Source organism: Marinobacter sp. 1_MG-2023 (genome assembly GCF_030549045.1).
Lineage (GTDB): Bacteria > Pseudomonadota > Gammaproteobacteria > Pseudomonadales > Oleiphilaceae > Marinobacter.
Window position 1 is genome coordinate 255,833 of record NZ_JAUOST010000001.1, and the last position, 20,148, is coordinate 275,980.

General features: G+C 54.6%; 20 protein-coding genes. 8 read left to right on the forward strand and 12 right to left on the reverse strand.

Going from position 1 to position 20,148, the window contains the following annotated elements:
* Positions 1–36: 36 nt before the first annotated feature.
* The gene (gene pbpG, locus Q4606_RS01195) at positions 37–975 is read left to right on the forward strand and encodes a D-alanyl-D-alanine endopeptidase (protein WP_303606423.1); all 939 of its coding nucleotides are present in this window, start codon (positions 37–39) and stop codon (positions 973–975) included.
* A gap of 45 nt (positions 976–1,020) precedes the next feature.
* Positions 1,021–1,500 carry an asparaginase domain-containing protein gene (locus Q4606_RS01200; RefSeq protein ID WP_303606424.1) on the forward strand — a complete coding sequence of 160 codons (480 nt, stop codon included), beginning with the start codon at positions 1,021–1,023 and terminating at the stop codon, positions 1,498–1,500.
* Between the two features lie 2 nt (positions 1,501–1,502).
* Here Q4606_RS01200 and Q4606_RS01205 read toward each other — a convergent pair whose 3' ends face one another.
* The 4 genes from Q4606_RS01205 to Q4606_RS01220 form a co-directional block, all read right to left on the reverse strand.
* A complete protein-coding gene (locus Q4606_RS01205) occupies positions 1,503–2,195 on the reverse strand; it encodes a pseudouridine synthase (protein ID WP_303606425.1) in 693 nt (230 codons plus the stop codon).
* 5 nt (positions 2,196–2,200) lie between these two features.
* Positions 2,201–3,232: a metal-dependent hydrolase gene (locus Q4606_RS01210; RefSeq protein ID WP_303606426.1), complete on the reverse strand. Its 1,032-nt coding sequence runs from the start codon at positions 3,230–3,232 to the stop codon at positions 2,201–2,203.
* Between the two features lie 193 nt (positions 3,233–3,425).
* Positions 3,426–4,163 carry a THxN family PEP-CTERM protein gene (locus Q4606_RS01215; protein WP_303606427.1) on the reverse strand — a complete coding sequence of 246 codons (738 nt, stop codon included), beginning with the start codon at positions 4,161–4,163 and terminating at the stop codon, positions 3,426–3,428.
* A gap of 151 nt (positions 4,164–4,314) precedes the next feature.
* Positions 4,315–5,538, reverse strand: a complete 1,224-nt coding sequence (locus Q4606_RS01220; RefSeq protein ID WP_303606993.1) for a lytic murein transglycosylase — start codon at positions 5,536–5,538, stop codon at positions 4,315–4,317.
* A gap of 283 nt (positions 5,539–5,821) precedes the next feature.
* Here Q4606_RS01220 and Q4606_RS01225 point away from each other — a divergent pair, with 283 nt between their 5' ends.
* The gene (locus tag Q4606_RS01225) at positions 5,822–6,694 is read left to right on the forward strand and encodes a response regulator (protein ID WP_303606428.1); all 873 of its coding nucleotides are present in this window, start codon (positions 5,822–5,824) and stop codon (positions 6,692–6,694) included.
* Between the two features lie 30 nt (positions 6,695–6,724).
* On the opposite strand, the gene phoR is transcribed toward Q4606_RS01225, so the two are convergent.
* The 5 genes from phoR to Q4606_RS01250 all read right to left on the reverse strand — a co-directional run bounded on the left by phoR (position 6,725) and on the right by Q4606_RS01250 (position 11,010).
* A complete protein-coding gene (gene phoR / locus Q4606_RS01230; RefSeq protein ID WP_303594709.1) occupies positions 6,725–8,032 on the reverse strand; it encodes a phosphate regulon sensor histidine kinase PhoR in 1,308 nt (435 codons plus the stop codon).
* 42 nt (positions 8,033–8,074) lie between these two features.
* Positions 8,075–8,767, reverse strand: a complete 693-nt coding sequence (gene phoB, locus Q4606_RS01235) for a phosphate regulon transcriptional regulator PhoB (protein WP_303594708.1) — start codon at positions 8,765–8,767, stop codon at positions 8,075–8,077.
* A 118-nt stretch (positions 8,768–8,885) separates the two neighbouring features.
* Positions 8,886–9,773: a 4-hydroxybenzoate octaprenyltransferase gene (gene ubiA / locus Q4606_RS01240; RefSeq protein ID WP_303594706.1), complete on the reverse strand. Its 888-nt coding sequence runs from the start codon at positions 9,771–9,773 to the stop codon at positions 8,886–8,888.
* A gap of 111 nt (positions 9,774–9,884) precedes the next feature.
* Complete coding sequence (locus tag Q4606_RS01245; protein WP_303606429.1) at positions 9,885–10,472, reverse strand: chorismate lyase; 588 nt, start codon at positions 10,470–10,472, stop codon at positions 9,885–9,887.
* Positions 10,453–11,010, reverse strand: coding sequence for a hypoxanthine-guanine phosphoribosyltransferase (locus tag Q4606_RS01250; RefSeq protein WP_303606430.1), 558 nt, complete (start codon positions 11,008–11,010; stop codon positions 10,453–10,455). The genes Q4606_RS01245 and Q4606_RS01250 overlap by 20 nt, the downstream gene beginning before the upstream one ends.
* A 275-nt stretch (positions 11,011–11,285) precedes the next feature.
* Between Q4606_RS01250 and Q4606_RS01255 the strand changes: the two genes are divergently transcribed.
* The 3 genes from Q4606_RS01255 (at position 11,286) to tesB (ending at position 13,574) form a co-directional block, all read left to right on the forward strand.
* Positions 11,286–11,453 carry a rubredoxin gene (locus Q4606_RS01255; protein ID WP_303594701.1) on the forward strand — a complete coding sequence of 56 codons (168 nt, stop codon included), beginning with the start codon at positions 11,286–11,288 and terminating at the stop codon, positions 11,451–11,453.
* Between the two features lie 19 nt (positions 11,454–11,472).
* Positions 11,473–12,627 carry an NAD(P)/FAD-dependent oxidoreductase gene (locus Q4606_RS01260; RefSeq protein ID WP_303606431.1) on the forward strand — a complete coding sequence of 385 codons (1,155 nt, stop codon included), beginning with the start codon at positions 11,473–11,475 and terminating at the stop codon, positions 12,625–12,627.
* 92 nt (positions 12,628–12,719) lie between these two features.
* The gene (gene tesB, locus Q4606_RS01265; protein ID WP_303594698.1) at positions 12,720–13,574 is read left to right on the forward strand and encodes an acyl-CoA thioesterase II; all 855 of its coding nucleotides are present in this window, start codon (positions 12,720–12,722) and stop codon (positions 13,572–13,574) included.
* A 10-nt stretch (positions 13,575–13,584) separates the two neighbouring features.
* On the opposite strand, the gene Q4606_RS01270 is transcribed toward tesB, so the two are convergent.
* The 3 genes from Q4606_RS01270 to Q4606_RS01280 form a co-directional block, all read right to left on the reverse strand.
* Entirely contained in the window at positions 13,585–16,146 is a 2,562-nt protein-coding gene (locus Q4606_RS01270; protein WP_303594696.1) for an EAL domain-containing protein, read from the reverse strand.
* Between the two features lie 77 nt (positions 16,147–16,223).
* The gene (locus Q4606_RS01275; protein ID WP_303606432.1) at positions 16,224–16,676 is read right to left on the reverse strand and encodes a flavodoxin; all 453 of its coding nucleotides are present in this window, start codon (positions 16,674–16,676) and stop codon (positions 16,224–16,226) included.
* Between the two features lie 75 nt (positions 16,677–16,751).
* Positions 16,752–17,855: a GGDEF domain-containing protein gene (locus Q4606_RS01280; protein WP_303594693.1), complete on the reverse strand. Its 1,104-nt coding sequence runs from the start codon at positions 17,853–17,855 to the stop codon at positions 16,752–16,754.
* Between the two features lie 214 nt (positions 17,856–18,069).
* Here Q4606_RS01280 and Q4606_RS01285 point away from each other — a divergent pair, with 214 nt between their 5' ends.
* Positions 18,070–19,629, forward strand: a complete 1,560-nt coding sequence (locus Q4606_RS01285; protein ID WP_303606433.1) for an inorganic phosphate transporter — start codon at positions 18,070–18,072, stop codon at positions 19,627–19,629.
* 99 nt (positions 19,630–19,728) lie between these two features.
* Positions 19,729–19,995 (forward strand): hypothetical protein, encoded by a 267-nt coding sequence (locus Q4606_RS01290; RefSeq protein ID WP_303594690.1) that lies wholly within the window; start codon positions 19,729–19,731, stop codon positions 19,993–19,995.
* Positions 19,996–20,148: the final 153 nt, after the last annotated feature.

Consider the following 20,148-nt stretch of genomic DNA (forward strand, 5'->3'; position numbering starts at 1 on the left):
TAAGAGTTCAATAAGAGTTCAATAAGAGCGTACTAGATGAAAAGAAATACTATGGCGAAGGTGTTGCTGTGGCTGGCCTTCAGTCTGCCGGTTCTGGTCCACGCCCAACAAAATGATGCCGGCAAAGCCGGTGTCCAGGGCCCGAATCTTGCGTCGGTTAACGTGGCAGTAGCAGTGGCCGGTTCCAATGACCTGGTTTTTGGCAAAAATGCCGATCGCTCCGTGCCTATCGCTTCCATTACCAAAGTGATGACAGCACTGGTGGTGCTCGAGTCCGGAGCGCCGTTGAATGAATGGCTGGTGTTTCAGAAACGTCATACGCCGGCTGCGGCTAATGCCTACAGTCGCATCCGGATTGGCTCGCAGATGCGTCGTGCCGACGTGCTGCGCATTGCGCTGATGTCCTCAGAGAATTTTGCCGCGTACACCCTGGCCAGAAGCCATCCGGGTGGTTTCGACAGTTTCGTTGAGGCGATGAATGCCAAGGCAAAAGCCCTTGGTATGATGGGCACCCGGTTTGTGGACCCGACCGGGCTTTCGGTGGAAAATCTCTCAACTGCGGGAGATCTGGTAAGGCTGGTTAATGCGGCCGCAGACTATCCGGAGATTAAGGAGTACAGCACTACCGATTATTTTCGTGGCCAGTTCCGCGAGCCCCGGTACAGTTTATCCTTCGGCAATACCAACGCGTTGGTACACCGTGAAAGCTGGGGGGTTGGTTTGAGCAAAACCGGCTATCTTTCGGAAGCAGGGCGATGTCTGGTGATGATTTCCCAAATGAACGGCAAGGCCGTGGTTACGGTTCTTCTGGATTCTCTGGGCACCCGGTCGCCCATGGGGGATGCCGGGCGTATCAAACGCTGGTTGGATACCGGTGCAAGTGGGCAGGTAGCCAAGGCTGCTCGACAATACGCAGAGGAAAAGAACGCGGCCTATGACGCCAAGGTTCGCAGCACTACCGCCGCTTTGAACTAAAATGCACCAAAGAGCGCACAGCAAGCTGAGCAGGAAAGAAGCCCTATGATCCGGATTTTCACCACGGGTGGCACCATCGACAAAGTGTATTTCGATGCCAACAGCGAGTTTGAAATCGGTGAGTCCCTGATACCGGAGCTCCTGGCAGAATCCAATATCCACAAGGGTTATCACCTGGAGGGATTGTTGCGCAAAGACAGCCTGGAGATGACTGATGAAGACCGCGATCAGGTTCTTGATGCCGTCGCGGGCTGCGGGGACGATCGCATTCTGATTACCCACGGCACGGATACCATGGCTGAAACCGCTCAGGTTCTGTCATCACTGAGCGACAAAACCATTGTCTTTACGGGTGCCATGCAACCAGCCCGGATGCGCCGGAGCGATGCTGTCTTTAATATCGGTTTTGCATGGGCAGCCGTGCAGCTTTTGTCGCCGGGGGTCTATATCGCCATGAACGGGGAAGTGTTCGAAGCAGGGGCTGTGCGCAAGAACCTGAAAGCCCAACGCTTCGAGCGCACCTGAGTTCAGCCGACCGAGGCAATTTCCTGCTCTGTCAGCTCCCGGTAATCTCCGGGCTCCAGCGTCGGGTCCAGAGTAATGCTTCCTATACTTTGCCGGTGCAGAGCTTCCACATGGCTGCCCACCGCAGCCAGCATGCGTTTGACCTGATGGTAGCGCCCCTCTGAAATTACCAACTCAATCAGCTTCTCTTCCAGTATCCGCACCTGTGCAGGCTTTGTAGGTTTTGGGTCGTTGTGAAGCATAAGACCTGTTTCCAGCTCCTTTATAGCCGATTCTGCAAGGGGCGTGCTCAAGCTCACCCGATAGGTTTTCGGGCACTCCACCCGCGGTGAGGTAATTCTGTGGGACCATTGGCCGTCGGTTGTCAGTAGCAGTAAACCGGTGGTGTCGGCGTCCAGCCGGCCGGCGATGTGGAGGTTCCGGGTCAGCTCTGGTGGCAGAAGGTCCAGCGCTGTAGGGTGCTCGCTGTCACGGGTTGCGCTGACAACGCCCGTAGGCTTATTAAGCATCAGATAGCGCTCCCCCGGCAGCGATAGCGGCACGCCTTCCAGCACAACCTGGGCCCCGGCTGGCAAATGTTTACCTGTATCTTTCCAGACCTCACCGTCTACTTCGACGTTGCCGGCATGTATGGCGCGCCTGGCTTCTTTGCGCGAGAGTAGTGAGCTTGTGGCAATAAATTGATCAAGACGCATGGTTTTCAGCACTCCTGGCCGACGGCTGGCGTTGTAAGGCTGGCAAGGCAGAGCACGGGGATCACTCCGGTGGCCCGGCCCCAGAGTAAAGGCAGTGCGCTGGTATTCAAGGCTGGCCTCTGCGTTCTTCCGCCATTGCCCGGGGTGATCGCGCCATTCTGTTCATTGGCCAGTATGAAGCTGAAAGGATGTGCCCCGGGAATGCCCAGACGAACGTCGGTCGCGGTGATTTCACCGTCTGAATTTTTTGTGTAATCGAGGAATCCTCGGGTGAACCATTCCAGGCGACGGGTTTCGGGTAAGTGCGAGACGGCGCTCGCCAGCTCTGGCTGTCGGGGGAAATACTCAAGCGTTAAGGGCGCGTCGCCATCCAGGAAGCCGGTAACGATTTCCACCCTGTGCTGATCAGTGATGGCCGTGGCGCGCCATAGCGCCGTGTTGAAAGGCATGGGCTGAACAAGGAGTTCAGCGCCCGCAAAGCCGGCTTCGGCGAGTGCAGGCTGCACACGCTCGGTAATGATTTGCTGAGCTACAAACGACCAGCCGAGATACACAGTGGAAAGAAACAGGCCAGTTGTTATGGCTCGTAGTGCAGAAGGACGCAACAGGAAGGCGGCGCAGCCAGCTAGCAGAGGGAGCGTATACAGGGGATCAATAATAAAGATGCTGCTGATGGCAAGCGGCCTGCCTACAGGCCAGAAAAGCTGAGTGCCGTAGGTGGTAAAAGTGTCCAGTAGCGGGTGCGTCAGGAGTATCAACGCAGTGAGCAATAACCAGCGATGGAACCCCGGTTCTGGCTTCCAGCGCCAGAGTAGACCGGCTATCAGAATCGACAGAGGTGCCAGTACGAACAGTGAATGGCTGAAACCCCGGTGCTGGGTAAAGTTAGCGACTGCCGTTCCGTAATCAATCAGCACATCAAGATCGGGGAGCGTGGCCAGCAACGCGCCGGTGAACAGAACGGGTCGCCCGAGAGTTTTGCCCGCAAGCGCGCCCGCTATGGAGGCACCAAGAGCTGCCTGTGTGATTGAGTCCATGAATTCCGTGAAGGTAGAGAGTGATAGTGAGTATTATGCGCGGAATAGGATTTCAGATCACGGCTAGAGGGAATTGCCAATAAAGACAGGCGTTAAAAAAACTGACACCCCGGGCCTGTATAAAGCGCGGGGTGTCGGTTTTGTGCTGCATGCACGACAGGGCCCTGGAGCTCCTGTCAGTGCGTCAAGCCAATCAGGCTTTGCGGCGACGTGCCATGCCGAGGCCGGCAAGGCCAAGGCCTAGCAGGGCAAGAGTGCCGGGCTCTGGGACAGGCAGTGCAGAGGCGTTGAGCTTAGCTTGCAGATCGTAACTGCGTGTTGAACCTTCAGCGGTACTGCCGTTAGCAGTCAGGCCAAGAAGTTCCAAAGTGTACTCGAATCCGCCAAGAACGAAGCTTGAGCTTGTAACCGTAGCGCCAGTTTGCGTAACGGTATCGTCAACTGCGCCGTTCTCCAGGTTCGTTTCTCTCACACACCAAAATAAAAACCAACTGGTGCACTGGACATTCGTACCGTTATCGACTGTTTCATCATGGGCAAACCGGAACGTGCCGTTCTGCGCACCCGTCTCACCAAATCCAGAAAAGCCAAGAGTTATCGCGAGATCAGTGGAGGTTAATGTTGGTCCGGTGATTTGCTCGTTTGTATGGGTCAGTGAGCCAAGACTGAAAGCAGAATCATCAACAATCTGAATTGGCAGAGGGGATGCGCCTGTAAAACTGTAGCTGCTTTGCGGCTTTGGATTCCTACGGCCACCGGTATTACCCCAGCTGATTGTGCTGGAGTTGTTTCCATCGGCAAAGCTGCCGTTGCTCTTCAGAGCGTTTTCAAAAACGCCGTCAATGGATGTCACATCAACCGGAAACGCCGCAACACTCATAGCGGCTGTCAGCAGCAATGCACCAAAGGATCCTTTCGCCAACATCTTCATGGCATAACTCCAAGCTTTAAATAGTGGAACAACACACTTAGTTTGTGTCGCATGTTGCTACCAATAAGCTATTTTCATGCCATAAATTTAAAGGCCTAAATAACAACAACTTGACGTTGAACGCTTTTCAGTCCGTAAAGAATCTCGACAGTTACTGAGGAGCATTTACCTCAAGCTTGTCCAGCAACTCCTGCCCAGGAAAGCCATCAGCGATCAGTCCCTCATCATGCTGGTACTTGCGGATAGCAGAGCGGGTTGCGGGGCCGGTAATGCCGTCTGGCTTGCCGGCATTGTATCCACGCTCGTTGAGGGCGGTCTGAAGCTCAAGAACTGTGTCTCTCGACAGCGCCGGAGTGTCCTCCGGGGGTGGATTCTGAAGGATTCCGGTGCCAGCAATACGGTCTGCCAGGTGGCCAACTGCAATGGCGTAGAACTCTGAACGGTTCCAGCCCATGATTACCTTGAAGTTGTGATAGGCCAGAAATGCGGGCCCTTGGTGGCCGGCCGGGACAATCAGTGCGGCGGTAATATCTTCCCGGGAAAGGGGGTTGCCGAACGCATCGGTAATACCTAGCTCCCGCCATTTACTAAGCTCAAGACGCCGGCCGTCGGCCAGCGAATAGTCAAAGTTCTCTGGCAGCAACACTTCCCGGCCCCAGCGGTAGTCTCCATCCCAATTCATGGACTCGAGAAACCGCCCGGCAGACATCATGGCGTCTGGCAGGCTGTTCCAGAGATCGCGGCGCCCATCGCCATCGGCGTCGACGGCATGTTTGAGAAATACGGTAGGCATAAACTGTACGTGGCCCATGGCGCCGGCCCAGGAACCCTCCATTTGTTCTACCGGTATGGCCCCTTCATCAATAATGCGCAGTGCGGCGATCAGCTGTTCGGTAAAAAAAGTGCTGCGACGGGCATCGCAGGCCAGAGTTGTCAGGGAATCGGGCACTGACATTTTGCCAAAATAGCTGCCGAAATTCGTTTCCAGCCCCCAGAAAGATACGAGGTAGGGTGCTGGTACGCCAGTCGCTTCGGTAACTTTTGCCAACAGGGCGCTGTGCTCTTTGATCAGTTCGCGGCCTTTGGTCACTCGGGCGTCGTTTACACGACGGTTCAGGTAGTCTGCAAAGGTGGTGGTGAACTCGGGTTGTCTGCGATCCAGCTCTATCACACGATCTATATATTGGACCCTTGTCATTACTTCCTGAGCCGTTTGTGCGCTGACTCCCGCAGCGATGGCTTTTTCCTGAAGCTGCAGCTTGCACTCTTCAAAGCCATCGGGCGTCTTCACAGCGTCTTCACTGGCTGTCTCCTCAGCGGTTGCAGGCAGGGCAGTGATGCTAAGAAGCGCGAAAACAGAGAGACGGCACGCCATATGCCGGTTGGGCAGAATCCTTGCAAGCTTGGTCAGCACGCGAAACCTCGGTCAGGATAAAAGTGTGGACGATACTCAGCCCATGTTAGCGTGTTTTCAGGCCCGTGAAACACTTTACAGACCCACCGGGAGTGACAGTTCTTTAACTTACTGCTTTCAAGCCCGTTTGCACTGCTGCCCCAGCTGTTTTTTCGTTTGAAGTTTGTGGTTTTTTGTAGCTTGCGGGTTTTCCACGGGGGCGTTTGTTCTATAGTTGGGCGATATATCCACAAGAGTTCAATACATGGCAACGCTGAAAGCGCTGGTGGTTGATGATGCCAGTTTTGTAAGAGATCTGGTCAAGCGAACGGTACGTCAGCGCTTCCCGGTTATTGAAACTACCGATGCGCAGAATGGCCGCAGGGCGCAGTCGCTTATGTCGCGGGCCACGTTTGATCTGATTTTATGTGACTGGGAAATGCCGGAGATGTCTGGCCTCGAGTTGCTGCAATGGATGCGCCAGCAGCCCCAGTACCAGAAAGTACCCTTCATTATGATTACCAGCCGGGGCGATAAGGACCACGTGATCGAGGCTGTGAAAGAAGGTGTGTCCGAGTATCTTGGCAAGCCCTTCAGCCCGGAGGGGTTGAGCAATAAAATCATCAAGGTTATGGGTAACACTCTGGCCGCCGCCATGAGCCAGAGTGGTAAATCCATGGCGGGACCGGCGGATGCGTTCAAGGAGTCGGCGGCCTTGCTTACTCAAAAACGGGAACCGACACCTCCGGAGGCTCCTCCAGCAACAGGTGTCGTTGCACCGCCGGTTGCTGGGGGCGCAAAGCCAGTGGCGAGCAAACGTAGTATGAACCTTGCGTCGGTGCGCTTTGCAGACAGTACTCTGAAATCGGTGGTCAAGGATATCAACCTGACGGAGGTGCGGGTTATTGCGAAACGGGATCAGGCATTTCCCGGCATTTTGGAGCAGGCGGTGGTTGATATTGAAACTGGCGACGGACAGGTGGCGCGCTTGAACGGTTACGTACACCAGTTGCAGGCGGTGGATAAACGCAGAGATACCGACTTTGTGAGCGTCACTATCCGGTTTGTGGATGAGGATCCGATAAAGATGGAAAACCTGTCCCGGTTCGTTGCCCGCTTCCGGGCTGGCAAGCGCTAAGCGACATTCTCTGCCAGGGAAGAATAAGAACTACTCTGTCGGGACTTCAATCAGACGCTCCGGCGGAAAATGACACACGAATTCGCTGCCTTCACCAAGCCTGCTGTTTATATCCAGGCTGCCATCATGATTGATCAATACATGCTTGACGATCGCCAGGCCCAGCCCGGTGCCGCCGGTCTCCTTGTGTCGGCTGGGGTCGGCACGGTAAAAACGTTCGGTCAGCCGGGGAATATGAATTTCATCAATACCTGACCCCGTGTCTTTTACCGAAAGGTGTCCGCCGGAACTGTTGGTGTACCAGGATACGATGATCTGGCCATGGGCGGGTGTGTATTTGACGGCATTGAAAATCAGGTTGGAAAACGCGCTCCGTAGTTGATTTTCATCGCCTTTCAACTTCTGTGTATCCGCTGCCTGGAAGATGATTTCATGTTGTTTTTCGCCGCTGAGTGTCCGGGCGTCCTGGCAAATCTGCCGGGCCAGTGCGCCAACGTCTGTTGGTGCATCGGTCATGGTCTGTTCGCCGGTTTCGATTCTGGATAGCAGAATGAGGTCGGTAATCAGCGCCTCCATGCGGAAGGACTGTGTGGCCATTGTGTTGACTGCCCGCTGCCATTTCGGAGGGAGTTCATCGGCGCTGTCTGACAGAGTCTCCAGATAGCCGCTGATGACGGTCAGCGGAGTTCGCATTTCATGGGACACATTGCTGACGAAATCTCTGCGCATCTGCTCCAGCTGGTGCAGGCGAGTGACATCCTTTGCGACGATGAGGCGGTCATCGTCCCCGAATAGGCTGATCTGTATTTGCAGATGAATGTGAGGCTTCGCGGGGGAGTGGAGCTCTAGAGGTTCGCGGTAATCTTTGGCATCAAAATATGAGGTAAACGCCGGTGTACGGATCAGGTTATAGACATACTGCCCCCGATCCGTATTGCGACGAAACCCCAGGAGGTGCTCTGCTGCCCCGTTCCACCACTCCATTGCGCCGCGTGCGTCGGTCATGATGACGCCGTCTCGCATGGCGTTGGTCGATTCCTGTATACGGTCTATTCGCGCTCTCAGTCGATCCCGCGTTTCCAGGTAGTTCTGGTTAAGCTTGTGCAATCTGTCGAAGAGGTCGCCCCAGAGCCCAAGGCTTTGCGGTGCCTCGCTATAGGCACCTGGATCTGCCAGCCATAGTGCCAGGCGACGGGACTGGCCAAGCGTCCAGAGCGTGTATATCCCCAGCCCGGCGGTCAGACCGTAAACCGGGTACCCTGTATACAGGCCGGCAATGGTGGTGCCTGCGAGGCCAGCAAGCGTATAGCGCAGATGTCGCGACCATTTTTGCTGCATTTAATGCTGCCTTGTATTGCTCTTGTGATTTGCGCTGTCCTGTCAGACCGGCTGGGTAGAGAAGCGGTAACCGGCGCCCCTCACCGTCTGGATCAGATAGTCGTGTCCCTCTCCCAGAGCCTTGCGGAGCCGCCGGATGTGCACATCAACGGTTCTCTCTTCAACGTAGACGTTGCCGCCCCATACCTGATCCAGGAGCTGCGAGCGGGTATACACACGTTCCTGGTGGGTCATGAAAAATTGCAACAGGCGGTACTCTGTGGGCCCTATGTTAAGTGAAGTGTCGTTTGCGGTAACCCGATGGCTTGCTGGATCGAGTGTCAGCCCGTTCACCTCAATGGGGCTGTCGATGCCAGGCGGTGTTGCCCGGCGAAGCACCGCTTTCAGGCGGGCGACAAGTTCCCGGGGGCTGAAAGGTTTGGTGATGTAATCGTCAGCGCCTACCTCCAGGCCACGGATTTTATTGTCTTCCTCGACTTTGGCGGTAAGCATGATGATGGGGATATCTGCGGTGGTCTCTTCTTTTTTCAGACGCCTGGCAAGCTCGATGCCGCTGGTTCCGGGGAGCATCCAGTCCAGCAGTATGATATCCGGTTGTTTGTCGATAATCAGGGCATGGGCCTCAAGGGCGTCTGCAGCTTCCATGCAGTCATAATCAGCCATTTCCAGTGCGACGAGGATCATTTCCCGGATGGCGGGCTCGTCGTCGACAACCAGGACGGTTTTTCCAGACATATTCGATAACCTGTTTCAGACCATGATGTGTTGCTGATCTATTACACCGGTTGATTATTACAGCTGTGTGACAGCTCTGTCCTTTCCATTGTTGTGAGCCGCGTGTTTTCTGGCATTCTCACGCGATCATCAAGTCGATAACCAGGCCGGCAAAAACCGAAAACCCGGCCCAGTTATTATTCAGAAAGGCTTTGAAGCAGCCATCGCGCTCACGGTCTTTGGCCAGGTAGTGCTGGTAGATAAACAGGCAGGCCATGGCCACCAACCCAAGGTAATAGAAGCTTCCCAGCTCACAACGGTTGCCGACGATGATCAGAATAAGCACAACCATGGCCTGCAATGTGCCGATTATGACACGGTCTGCATCGCCGAAAAGGATGGCGGTGGATTTGATGCCGACCTTGAGGTCGTCGTCGCGGTCGACCATGGCATAGAAAGTATCGTAGGCAACGGTCCAGAGTACGTTGGCAGTGAACAGTAGCCAGGTGACCTGGCTCAGTTCCCCGGCTTCGGCCGCCCACGCCATGGGGATGGCCCAGGAGAAGGCGGCACCTAGAAACAGTTGCGGAAGATGGGTGTGGCGCTTGGTGAAGGGGTAGATGAATGCCAGTATCGCGCCGCCAAACGACAGGTAGAGCGTAAGGGTGTTGGTGAAGAGCACCACCATCAGAAACGAGATAACGCAAAGCCCGCCAAACAGAGCGACTGCCTCCCAGGCATTTACCCGGCCGGTCGTAAGCGGCCGGTCTTTGGTACGTTTTACGTGCTTGTCCCAGTCTCTGTCGGCAAAGTCGTTAATGGCGCAACCGGCGGCGCGCATGAAGAAGACACCCAGGGTGAAGACAACGATGTTGCCAACACCCGGGCTGCCGTCGGCTGCAAGCCAAAGTGCCCAGTAGGTTGGCCAGAGCAGGAGCAGTGTGCCGATAGGGCGGTTGATTCGCAGCAGCTGTGCGTAATCAGTAAGTCGGCTCCGTATGTGTTCTGGCACGGCATCAGGCAGCATGAGTCTATCCGTTTGGGGTGTCTGGAACAGAGTGTATGAATAATGAAAGTGCAGGGATTATAGCCAGTGCATGGGCAGGGGTGAAAGTCACGCCGTTTTCCCGTTGGTTTGTCAGCTCTGGCGGTACAGGATCGGTAGAAGGTATTCGCCGACGAGCAGCGCGCTGTTTTTATTGCTGAACAGAGAACGGCGCGCAATTTCAGGCAAACCGGTTTCCGAAGCGGTGAGGCCGGAATGATTGCAAAGCCCGGTTTCAAGCGAACCGCGTTGCCAGCCACGGCTGCTGAACAAGTAGGCGCCCAGCGGCTTGCTGCCAAGGTGAAGAAGACGCCTGCCTTCGCCGGTCAGGCAGGTAAGGGGGATCACGGTACGCGCTAGAACCCAGGGCTCTCCGTCACCGCAAAGACGTACTTCGCGGATCCATGCATGCTGGCGCTGTGGAATTTTGAGGCGCCTGGCTTCCTCAAGAGTGGGTGTGGCAAAGCCTTCGCGCTGCACTTCAACATGAAACGAGCTTGCGCACCGTTTCTGCAAAGCCCGGGTAAAGGAGCCTTCCACCTGTAACCAGTACCGCGCTGGACCATGAACATCAGGGTTGCGGAGACCCGCCGCTGCGAACGAGCGGTACCAGTCTGTTGACGGAATGATCAGGTTGGCATTGTCTGCCCGGGTTTTGATATCAGAGACCTTTGACGGCATAAATTCCGGGAGCGTTTCGCCAGTAGCCTTTGTAATCCATGCCAAAGCCAAACAGGAATCGGTCTTCAACATTCAGGCCTGTGAAATCTGCTTTGAGGTCCGGGCGTGCCTTGCGGTCATGTTGTTTGTCGACCAGCACGGCGGTCAGGACCTCCTTCGCTCCATGAGCCAGACAGTAATCTGCAATGGCGCACAGGGTTGTGCCTTCATCCAGAATGTCGTCAACGATCAGCACAACTCGGTCTTTCATGTCGGCTTCGGGTTGAAGCTTCCATTCAAGAATTCCGCCTGTGGTTTCCTGCCGGTAACGGGTGGCATGAAGGTATTCTGCCTGCACCGGAAATTTGAGCCGGGGCAATAACTGGCCAGTAAGGATCAGTCCGCCGTTCATTACACAGAGCAGCAGAGGGTTGCTGTCTTTAAGGCGGCCGGTAATGTCGTCGGCCAGGTTGCTTATGGCGGTCTGTACCTGTTGTTCATCAACCAGGCAATCAGCTTCGGCCATAACCTGATTCATTTCGGCGACGGTATCGGGCATAACGGGCGGTCCTGTCGTAAAACGGGCGATTATACCGGAGAGGAACGGCTGAGGGGAGGGGGGAGAATACTGACGATTGGCATAAAAAGCTGGGCGGGTGCGTCTTTACCGGCATTGGTCAATTCGGATGCGCCGGGTATCATGGCGTAGTAAGGCTCGGAGATCAGCTGGTAAGGCAGACGGGTTTCGTTGTAAGCCGGCGTAAACGCCGTTTGTTTGAGGTTTTGTTCGAAAACTAATATGACGGCCACAAATCTGTGGCGGAGAAATTGTTTATGAAGAAATGGCAGTGCGTGGTATGCGGTCTGGTCTACGATGAAGCGGAAGGCTGGCCGGAGGATGGTATTGAGCCAGGTACCCTGTGGGAAGATGTGCCCGAAGACTGGGTCTGCCCTGATTGCGGTGTAGGCAAAGAAGACTTTGAAATGATTGAGATCAGCTGAACCCGGACGGAGCATGGTTATGACAGAACAGTCCCCCATCGTAATTGTTGGAACCGGTTTGGCAGGCTATTCCCTGGCCCGGGAAATCCGCAAGCAAGATAAGGGCGCCCGGATTGTTATGGTGACTGCTGACGACGGTGTTAGCTACTCCAAGCCCATGCTGTCCACTGGATTTACCAAAGGAAAGGATGCCGAAGGTCTGGCCCAGGCCGACACTGAGGCCATGGCGAAGCAGTTGAACCTTGAGCTGCGAACCTACACCACGGTGACCGGTATAGATACCGAAGGGCACAGGTTGCTGCTGGGAGACGAAAGCCTGTCTTACAGCAAATTGGTTCTAGCCTGGGGTGCCGATGTCATTCGCCTCACAATACCGGGTAGTGGACTGGAACGGGTATTCCCGATCAATGATCTGGAAGATTACCGTGTGTTCCGTAAAGCACTTAAGCCACGAAGCCGTGTGGCGATTATGGGTGCTGGCCTTATTGGTTGTGAGTTCGCTAATGACCTGCGTAATGGTGACTACGACGTGGAGGTGATTGCCCCCTCGGACGCCGTCATGCCGAACCTGCTGCCGCCAGTCGCCGCCAGTGCGGTGCAAGCTGAGCTTGAATCACTGGGTGTGCGTTTCCATTTGCAAACTGTGGTAGAGAAGGTTGAACCGGCCGATAAGGGCGTAACGCTGTTTCTGGCGAACGGTAAAACATTGCAGGCGGATCTCGTAATTTCTGCTGTAGGTCTGCGACCCCGCACGCAACTGGCTCGCACAGCCGGAATCGATACAGACCGTGGTATCACGGTAAACCGGGCGTTGGAAACGTCTGCTGACGATGTCTACGCGCTGGGTGACTGTGCAGAAGTTGACGGCCATGTTCTGCTTTATGTTCTGCCTCTCATGGCATGTGCCCGCGCTTTGGCAAAAACACTTACCGGTGACCGCACTGAAGTGAGTTACGGGACCATGCCGGTGATGATTAAAACACCCTGTTGCCCGGCTGCCGTCTGCCCACCCCCTGCTGATTCTGAGGGTGAGTGGGAAGCGGAGCAGGACGGTACCCATGTAAAGGCCCTTTTCAAAAATGCAGAAGGCGATGTGCTGGGCTTTGCGGTTACTGGCCGGTTTGCACTGGAAAAACAGGCGTTGTCAAAGGTTGTACCGCCTATTCATTCCTGAAGGCTCTGCTTCCTGCAGACACTTTACGTTGCGAAAACCGCCCGCTTGGAGTAGAAACTCCTTCGTGTGCTAACTAATCAACAGGAGCAGGCATGCTTGACGTTACAAAAAAATTGGTGGAACTGCTGTATCTGTCACCCACGGGCGATGATCATTACCGGGGCGACAGTCAGGACCTGGGATTTCCTCATGTTTTCGGGGGGCAGGTTCTCGGGCAGGCGCTGATGGCTGCCAGCCATACCGTTGAAAACCGTCTCTGCCATTCTATGCATGCCTATTTTCTGCGCCCGGGCAACCAGCATATGCCTATTGACTACGAGGTCCAGCGGGTCCGTGACGGTCGTAGCTTTGCGGTTCGCCGAGTCATTGCACGCCAGGATGGCAAGGAAATTCTGACCGGCTCCATGTCGTTTCATGCTGCCGAAGAGGGTTTTGAGCATCAGGCGGAAATGCCCAGCGCGCCAGATCCTGAGACACTGCGCTCTGAGCAGGAGTGGGGCAAGTTGATGGCGTCGCAGGTGCCAGAGAAAATGCGCCAGATCATGACCCGTGACCGCCCCATCGAAATCCGCCCGGTAAATCCGATGAACCCGCTTCAGCCTGAAAAGCGCCCACCCTTCAAGCAAAGCTGGATCCGCGCTCTGGGCCCCCTGCCGGATGACCCTGTTTTGCACCGTTGCCTGCTTACCTATGCATCGGATTTCTCGTTCCTGGGAACGTCTCTTAACCCTCATGGTGTTTCCTTTATGAACAAGGGGCTGCAGATCGCAAGCCTTGATCATGCCATCTGGTTTCATCGGGATTTCCGCATGGAAGACTGGCTGCTCTACGATAAGGACAGCCCAAGCGCGTCTTCAGCTCGCGGGTTTAATCGGGGTAACTTCTTTAATCAAGAGGGAGTTCTGGTCGCGTCTACAACTCAGGAAGCGCTCATTCGCCAGCGTTGACAGGCTATTGTTAGCCAGGTGTCTGATGCCAGGTATTGGTTTCGTGCCTTTCGGCGAGCCAGCGAAGTATTTGCTCAAGAGGCAGGGGGCGGCTTACCAGGTAACCCTGAATCATATCGCACCCCATCTCTTTCAGCAGGCCTGCAGTTGCATCATCCTCGACGCCTTCCGCAACAACCAGGTAGCCGAGGGCGTGGCACATATCAATGGTTGTCTGGACAATAACCCGATCCTCTTCCAGGGTTGCCAGCTCTGTGATGAGGGAGCGGTCAATTTTGATCTCGCTGGCCGGCAGTTGTTTGATATAAGAAAGCGATGAATAGCCGGATCCGAAGTCATCAATGGAGACCGGAATACCCGCATCAGACAGTGTGTTAAGCGTTTTGAGTGCGTTGACCGGATCCTGCATCATCGATGTTTCAGTCACTTCAAAGGTAATGCTGCCTTTGTGCTGTGGGTGAGCGCGCATAAGCTGATCCACGAACAATGGGAAATCCGGCTCCCGCAGGTTGTAGGGTGAGATATTGACTGAGAAATCGAGATGGTGACCGGCCTCGAGAAGACGGGAGCGAAGTTGCAGGGACTGTGCCAGTACCCAGCGGGTCAGTGGTTTGATCAATCCGGTCTGTTCGGCCAGGACAATGATCTCGTCTGCACGAACTGCTTGCTCCTTATCGGGCCACCTGATCAGTGTTTCAAGGCTATTAATCTGGCCGTTCCGAAGGTTCAGTTTTGGCTGTAGATAGAGGGCCAGCTCGTTATTGGTGAGTGCTTGTTGTAACCCCGAAATCATCGTAAGCCGTCCGGCACTGTAGGAGTCCCGGGATGTCTTGTAATAAGCGATTCCACTTTCCTGGGCGCGCTCTGAGCTTTCTGCTATGCATGCCCTGCGGATCAGTGAGTTGGCGTCGGTGCCATGAGCCGGTGAGATAGCTATGCCGAGCTGCGCGTGAAGAGGGATTTGCATCCCAAGATAGTCAACAGGGCTGCGGATGGCTTCCACGGCGCGCATGACTGCCTGATAGGCGTCTTCCGAAACACCGGCGTCAACGATACAGGCGAAGGTTTCCGGATCGAGAGAGGCTACGAAGAAATTACTGCCGTTATGCTGTCCTAGAGACACTATGCCTGGAAGCTCGCGTGTGATTAGGTTCAGTCTCCGCGAGGCCAGTTCCAGTATGCGGTCGCTGTTCTGGTGCCCCAGGGTTTTGGTCACAGACTGCAGATTGTTCAGGTGGATCACGACAATGCCGTGCCTCTTGGCCGGGGCCTGGCGAATGAGGTCACTTACCTGCATCTCGAAGCTTGCACGGTTGGGCAGGCCCGTAAGAGGGTTATGGAGGGCGTTTTCAATCAGCTTGAGTTCAGCTGCTCGTCTCGCTGCCATGGCTGAAAGTTCGGCCTCGCGGGCGCCTGCTTTCTCTTCACGCTCCTGGTAAAGCCGTGCTGCGAGGGCCAGTGCAAGCAGAGTTGCTTCGATAACAGACCCGATTTGCATCCCGTAAGTCGTAAGAACATTGCTTGGAAGGAGACCGTATCTATTGGCAGCTGTAATCGCGCAACCAAAGAACAGCGCTCCCCATGCGATGATGTAATAACCGGCCTGAGGTTTTCTCCGCACCCACTGCAAAGGGCCGGCTATGGCAAGCAGCAGGATGCTTGGAAAGGTTGCGGCGACCGTTAGACGGATTGCGCTACTGTATTCCATCACACTTGTTACCGCTAACACAGTGGCGCTCAGTGCAACAAAGCCGAGCATAATTCGGTCGAGGGTTGGCCCGTTTCGTTTGAGGTTGAGAAATGATCGCGAGAACAGCAGTGTGAATATGATTGCGAGAGGCACCGTGAACAATGTGGCGCGGTTCTGGATCCATGGGCTATGTGGCCAAAGCACTTGGAACGCGGTGCCGTTAAGGCTGCCAATAACCAACAGGTAACCGAGCGTCGATAGCACGTAAAGGAGGTAGACACGCTCCCGCAGCGCGAAAAAAACCAGAAGGTTAAACAGAATAACGGTGATCAAGATGCCGTAATAAAGGGCATTGAGTTGCTCTTCAACAGAGGCATGTTCGAAGAAGGCCTGAGTGTTCCAGAATTTCAGAGGAACCTGCAAGGTGCCCGCGGAGCGAGCTTCAAGAAGAATCTGGCGATTATCGCTGTTCTCCGGGTTGAAGGGAAATGCAAAATGGCGGTTGCGAATAGGGCGCTGAGCATAGGGATTGAGATCCCCGGTAATGAGTGTGTCAGTTATCTCCCCGTTTTTGATGACGTAAAACGCAATGTAATCAAGGTGGGAGTAGCCTACCTCCAACAAATCCAGCAGGAGATTGTCAGGAGCGTCGAAACGGAGCCAGACGGTGTCAGGTGTGTAGCCGAAGTTGGGGCTGCTCGTTGCTAACGGTTGCCAGTCGCCGGAAGCGGCAGCTTCAAGCGGGGAAAGTTGAACACCGGGTGACAGGCGCAAAAGCTCTACTTCGGGAAAACGAAACGTCTCAGCACTCTGGCAGCTGAAGGCCAGGGACATAAGCAGCAGCAAGGTTGCCAGCATGCGAGACGAGAGTCGTTCTATCACAGGTCACCGTTTATCATAAATATTGTCAGAGCCGGCTTTAATGTGGTTTTGGTTACCTGGCGGGCGTAAAGCCTTGTTCAAGCGAGTACCGTGGATGCCCACTCACGTACCCAGGGCAGGGCTTCGGTTTCAGGATCCTGGGTTTCCAGTGCGTCTATGCAGAGTGTTTCGCCAACTTTTCTGGCAGCTGTTTCGTAAAGTGCTTCTTCCATAAGCTTGCCGGCTCCACAAAAGGTATCACCATAGGAGCTGTCGCCCAGCACGATAACACCGAAAGGTCGCCCCGGCTGTTGGGGCAGCTGATCCCGCAAGTCGGAATAAAAAGGCAGCAGGTTACCCGGGATTTCACCCTGGCCGGTGGTAGATGTACAGACCAACAGAGGGGCGGTATCAGACGTTATGTCGTCAAGCACTGGGTTCTCCAGAACGGATACGGAGTAGCCTTCGGCGTCCAGCGCCTGCTTGATGGCTCTCGCGGTCATCAATGCGCCACCGTAGACGCTGCCTACCAGAATTCGAATATCTGTCATGAAAATCCCTGTTGTTACAAGAGCGGATGGCCAGTTTCGTTCAGCGCCGGATGATAACGGCCCCTGTGGGCTGTCTCAAGAGCTTGGTTGGCCCTCAGCCACTGTATTCTGGTTTCGCACCCGGGGCGCGATCCTGTTGCGACCCGCTTCCTTGGCATTGTATAGCTGCAAGTCGGCCTGTCTAAGCATGCTGTCGATAGAATCGGCCTGAGCTATGGTGCAGACACCGGCGCTCATGGTGACCGGTAGCTCTTGCCCCTGAAAGCTGAAGTTGTTTCGTGCTATTTCACTACGCAGACGCTCTGCCAGCGTAAGCGCCGGAATCAAAGAGGTATCTGGTAGCAATAGCAGAAACTCCTCACCGCCCCAGCGAGCTGCAACATCTGTTTGTCGGATCACCGTCTGCACAAGGTCTGCGAACTGTTTTAGGGCTGCGTCGCCCGCATCGTGGCCATACTGATCATTGATGTTTTTGAAAAGATCCAGGTCAATCAGGGCAATGGAGAAGTGATGCCCCGAGCGCTGGTATCGAGAGTACTCTTCTGATAACCGGTTCAGTATATCCCGTCGGTTGGAAAGGTTGGTGAGTTCATCGGTTTTTGCAGCGCGTTCGTGGGTCTGGGCCAGGTCCAGCAGTTCATTACGTGCCTTCAGTCTGCTTGTTTCCAGTACAAAACAAAAAATCGACTCAAAGGTGAGTGTGGCAAAAAAGCGGATCTTGAAGTCACTTTCGTACTCTGCAAATACAAAAGGCAAGTTGGGGAACTGAAATATAATAATGGCCACCAGGTAAACCAGTAACAGAATCATAGTGCCCGTTTTCAGGTTGGTCAGAAAAAACAGCAAAGGTGGGAAAACATAGAACCATAGAGGGCCAGTGTTGCTCTCGCCGCCGGAGGCGATCAGATAGGTAAACAGTACGCTGGCAATAATCAGCAAGCCAACTTTCTGCCAATCACGGTTGCCCGTGCACGCAAACCAGGCCATGTTCGCCAACACTGGAACGATAAAGGCCAAAAGAATCAATGCATGGTTGCTGTGACCAGAATGCCAGGCTTGGGAGGCGATGCCGGTAAGAGACAGAATCGCTGCCAACGACAGCCATGTCAGTATGCGTGAAACCTGTGCATCTTCCCGCTCGTGTGTCGTTTGGCGGCCCGAAGAGGGATGTGTTGTCATAGTGGCCCTGTGTGAATACGCAGTGATCTGATAAGGCGTTTTCTGCTTATGGCTATTATGGGACAGGGATTGGTATGTATGCATCCTTTACAGGTGTGTTGTGTGACCAGGTCCCGTTGTCGCACATTTGTTTCAATTTAATGTCAAAAAATTTATAGTTGCGCGCAACACAGCGGTTCGTTCTCCATTCAGACCAACTGAGACTCTTTCTCTTATGGCCCGTTCAAGCGGATTCCTGGAAACCCTTCTTACCAGCAACTCTACGGAGCGATACCGGGTCGGTTTCAGCCTGTTGTTTCTGTTGGGCGTCTGGCTGGTTGTCGGCTCCTTCAGTGAGGGGTTGCCCAATAGTACTCTGCTGATGGCTGCAGCCGTTATCGGCGGTTACATGGCCATTAATATAGGTGCAAACGACGTTGCGAACAACGTTGGCCCAGCCGTTGGCTCCGGAGCATTGTCCCTGGGTGCCGCCGTTATTGTTGCAGGTGTTTTTGAGTCAGGCGGTGCGCTGATTGCGGGGGGGGATGTGGTATCCACCATCAAGGGTGGCATCATTGACCCCTCAAGCCTGGAAGACAGCCGCTCCTTTGTCTGGTTGATGACCGCAGCGCTTCTTGCAGGCGCTCTCTGGTTGAACCTGGCAACCTGGATGGGTGCTCCGGTATCCACTACGCATTCCATTGTAGGTGGTGTGCTTGGCGCAGGTATTGCGGCGGGTGGTTGGGGCATTGCAGACTGGGCTGTTATGGGCAAAATTGCTGCAAGCTGGGTTATTTCTCCGGTACTCGGTGGCGCCCTGGCTGCGCTGCTGCTGTTTATTATTAAAAAGACAGTGCTGTATCAGAAGAATGTCATACCCGCCGCTCGTACGTTTGTTCCCTGGCTTGTTGCCATGATGGCATGGGCGTTCGGCACTTACCTGATGATCAAAGGCGTCAAGCAAATCATTAAGGTAGACTTTCTCCAGGCCTCTCTGGTTGGTCTGGTTGCCGCGGTCATTGCATTCTTTATCGTGCGCTCTCTGGCTTCACGTCGGGCAGCAACAATGGAAAACAGTGCTGGCGGGGTAAATACCCTGTTCACCTGGCCGTTGGTATTTGCCGCTGCTCTGCTGAGCTTCGCCCACGGTGCTAACGATGTCGCCAATGCCATTGGCCCGCTTGCGGCGATCAATGATGCATTAGCCAATGATGCAGTCGTCACTGCCTCCAGTATTCCTCTGTGGGTCATGATGATTGGTGCCCTGGGTTTGACGGTTGGCCTTATGCTGTTTGGCCCGCGCCTGATTAGAACTGTGGGCAGTGAGATTACCGAGCTGGATAAAACCCGTGCGTTCTGTATTGCCTTGTCGGCCGCACTAACGGTTATTCTTGCATCGCAACTGGGCTTGCCTGTGAGCTCCACACACATTGCCATTGGCGGGGTTTTTGGTGTCGGGTTCCTGCGCGAATACCTGAAGTCCAATTATGCGACGCAGTTGCACAGAATCATGGAAGAGCGCGACGCTGGCGATCAGGAACGTCTCAAGCCCTTTCTGGACGACTTCCGCAATGCGTCTGTTGAGGAAATGGAACGGCTCCTCAAGCAGGCCAAGAAAAGGAAACAGGTGCCTCTGGCTAAATCCGATCGCAAGCGACTCAAGAAGATCTACAAAGAAGAAATGGTTAAACGGTCGCATCTGGTGCGCATAGCTGCAGCCTGGATTATCACGGTGCCTGCGTCAGCCATTATGGCTGCTATTTTGTTTTTCACTTTGCGTGGGCTTTTCATTTAACGCAGTGGCTGGTTGTAGTGCGCGGGTTTGGTCATACTGTGCGTATGCTGCGGGAGCGAGAATGCTCCCCCGAGAATTCAATTGCCCGGAGGGTGAGGTATGAGTACACCGGTTGAAAGCCGTCAGGCCAAGGTCATTGATGAGCTGCGAGTGTTTATCAAGAAGGTACTGAGCGATCCGACGATTGCAGTAAAGTCCATAGACATTGCCCGCAAGCTGCGCACTGAGGCGGATGCCGATGAGCTGATTGCCCGGGAAATCAGCGCCAACACGACCATTCGCATTCCGGAAAAGTGGAGTGAAGCGGATCGTATGTTTTTGGATATCATCCACGAAGTGCTGGATGATGAAGAGGCGCTTTACTGAGTATGCCCCCTTCGAATATCAGAGTTAGAGGTTGGATCTGAGCGAGGGCGGGTGACAGGCTTCCAAAACCGTGCGGAGCCATGGATGGCGGAGCCGAGCGTACACGGATGTATTTACAGCGTGTTTTGGCAGCCTGTCACCTGCCCTCGCGGT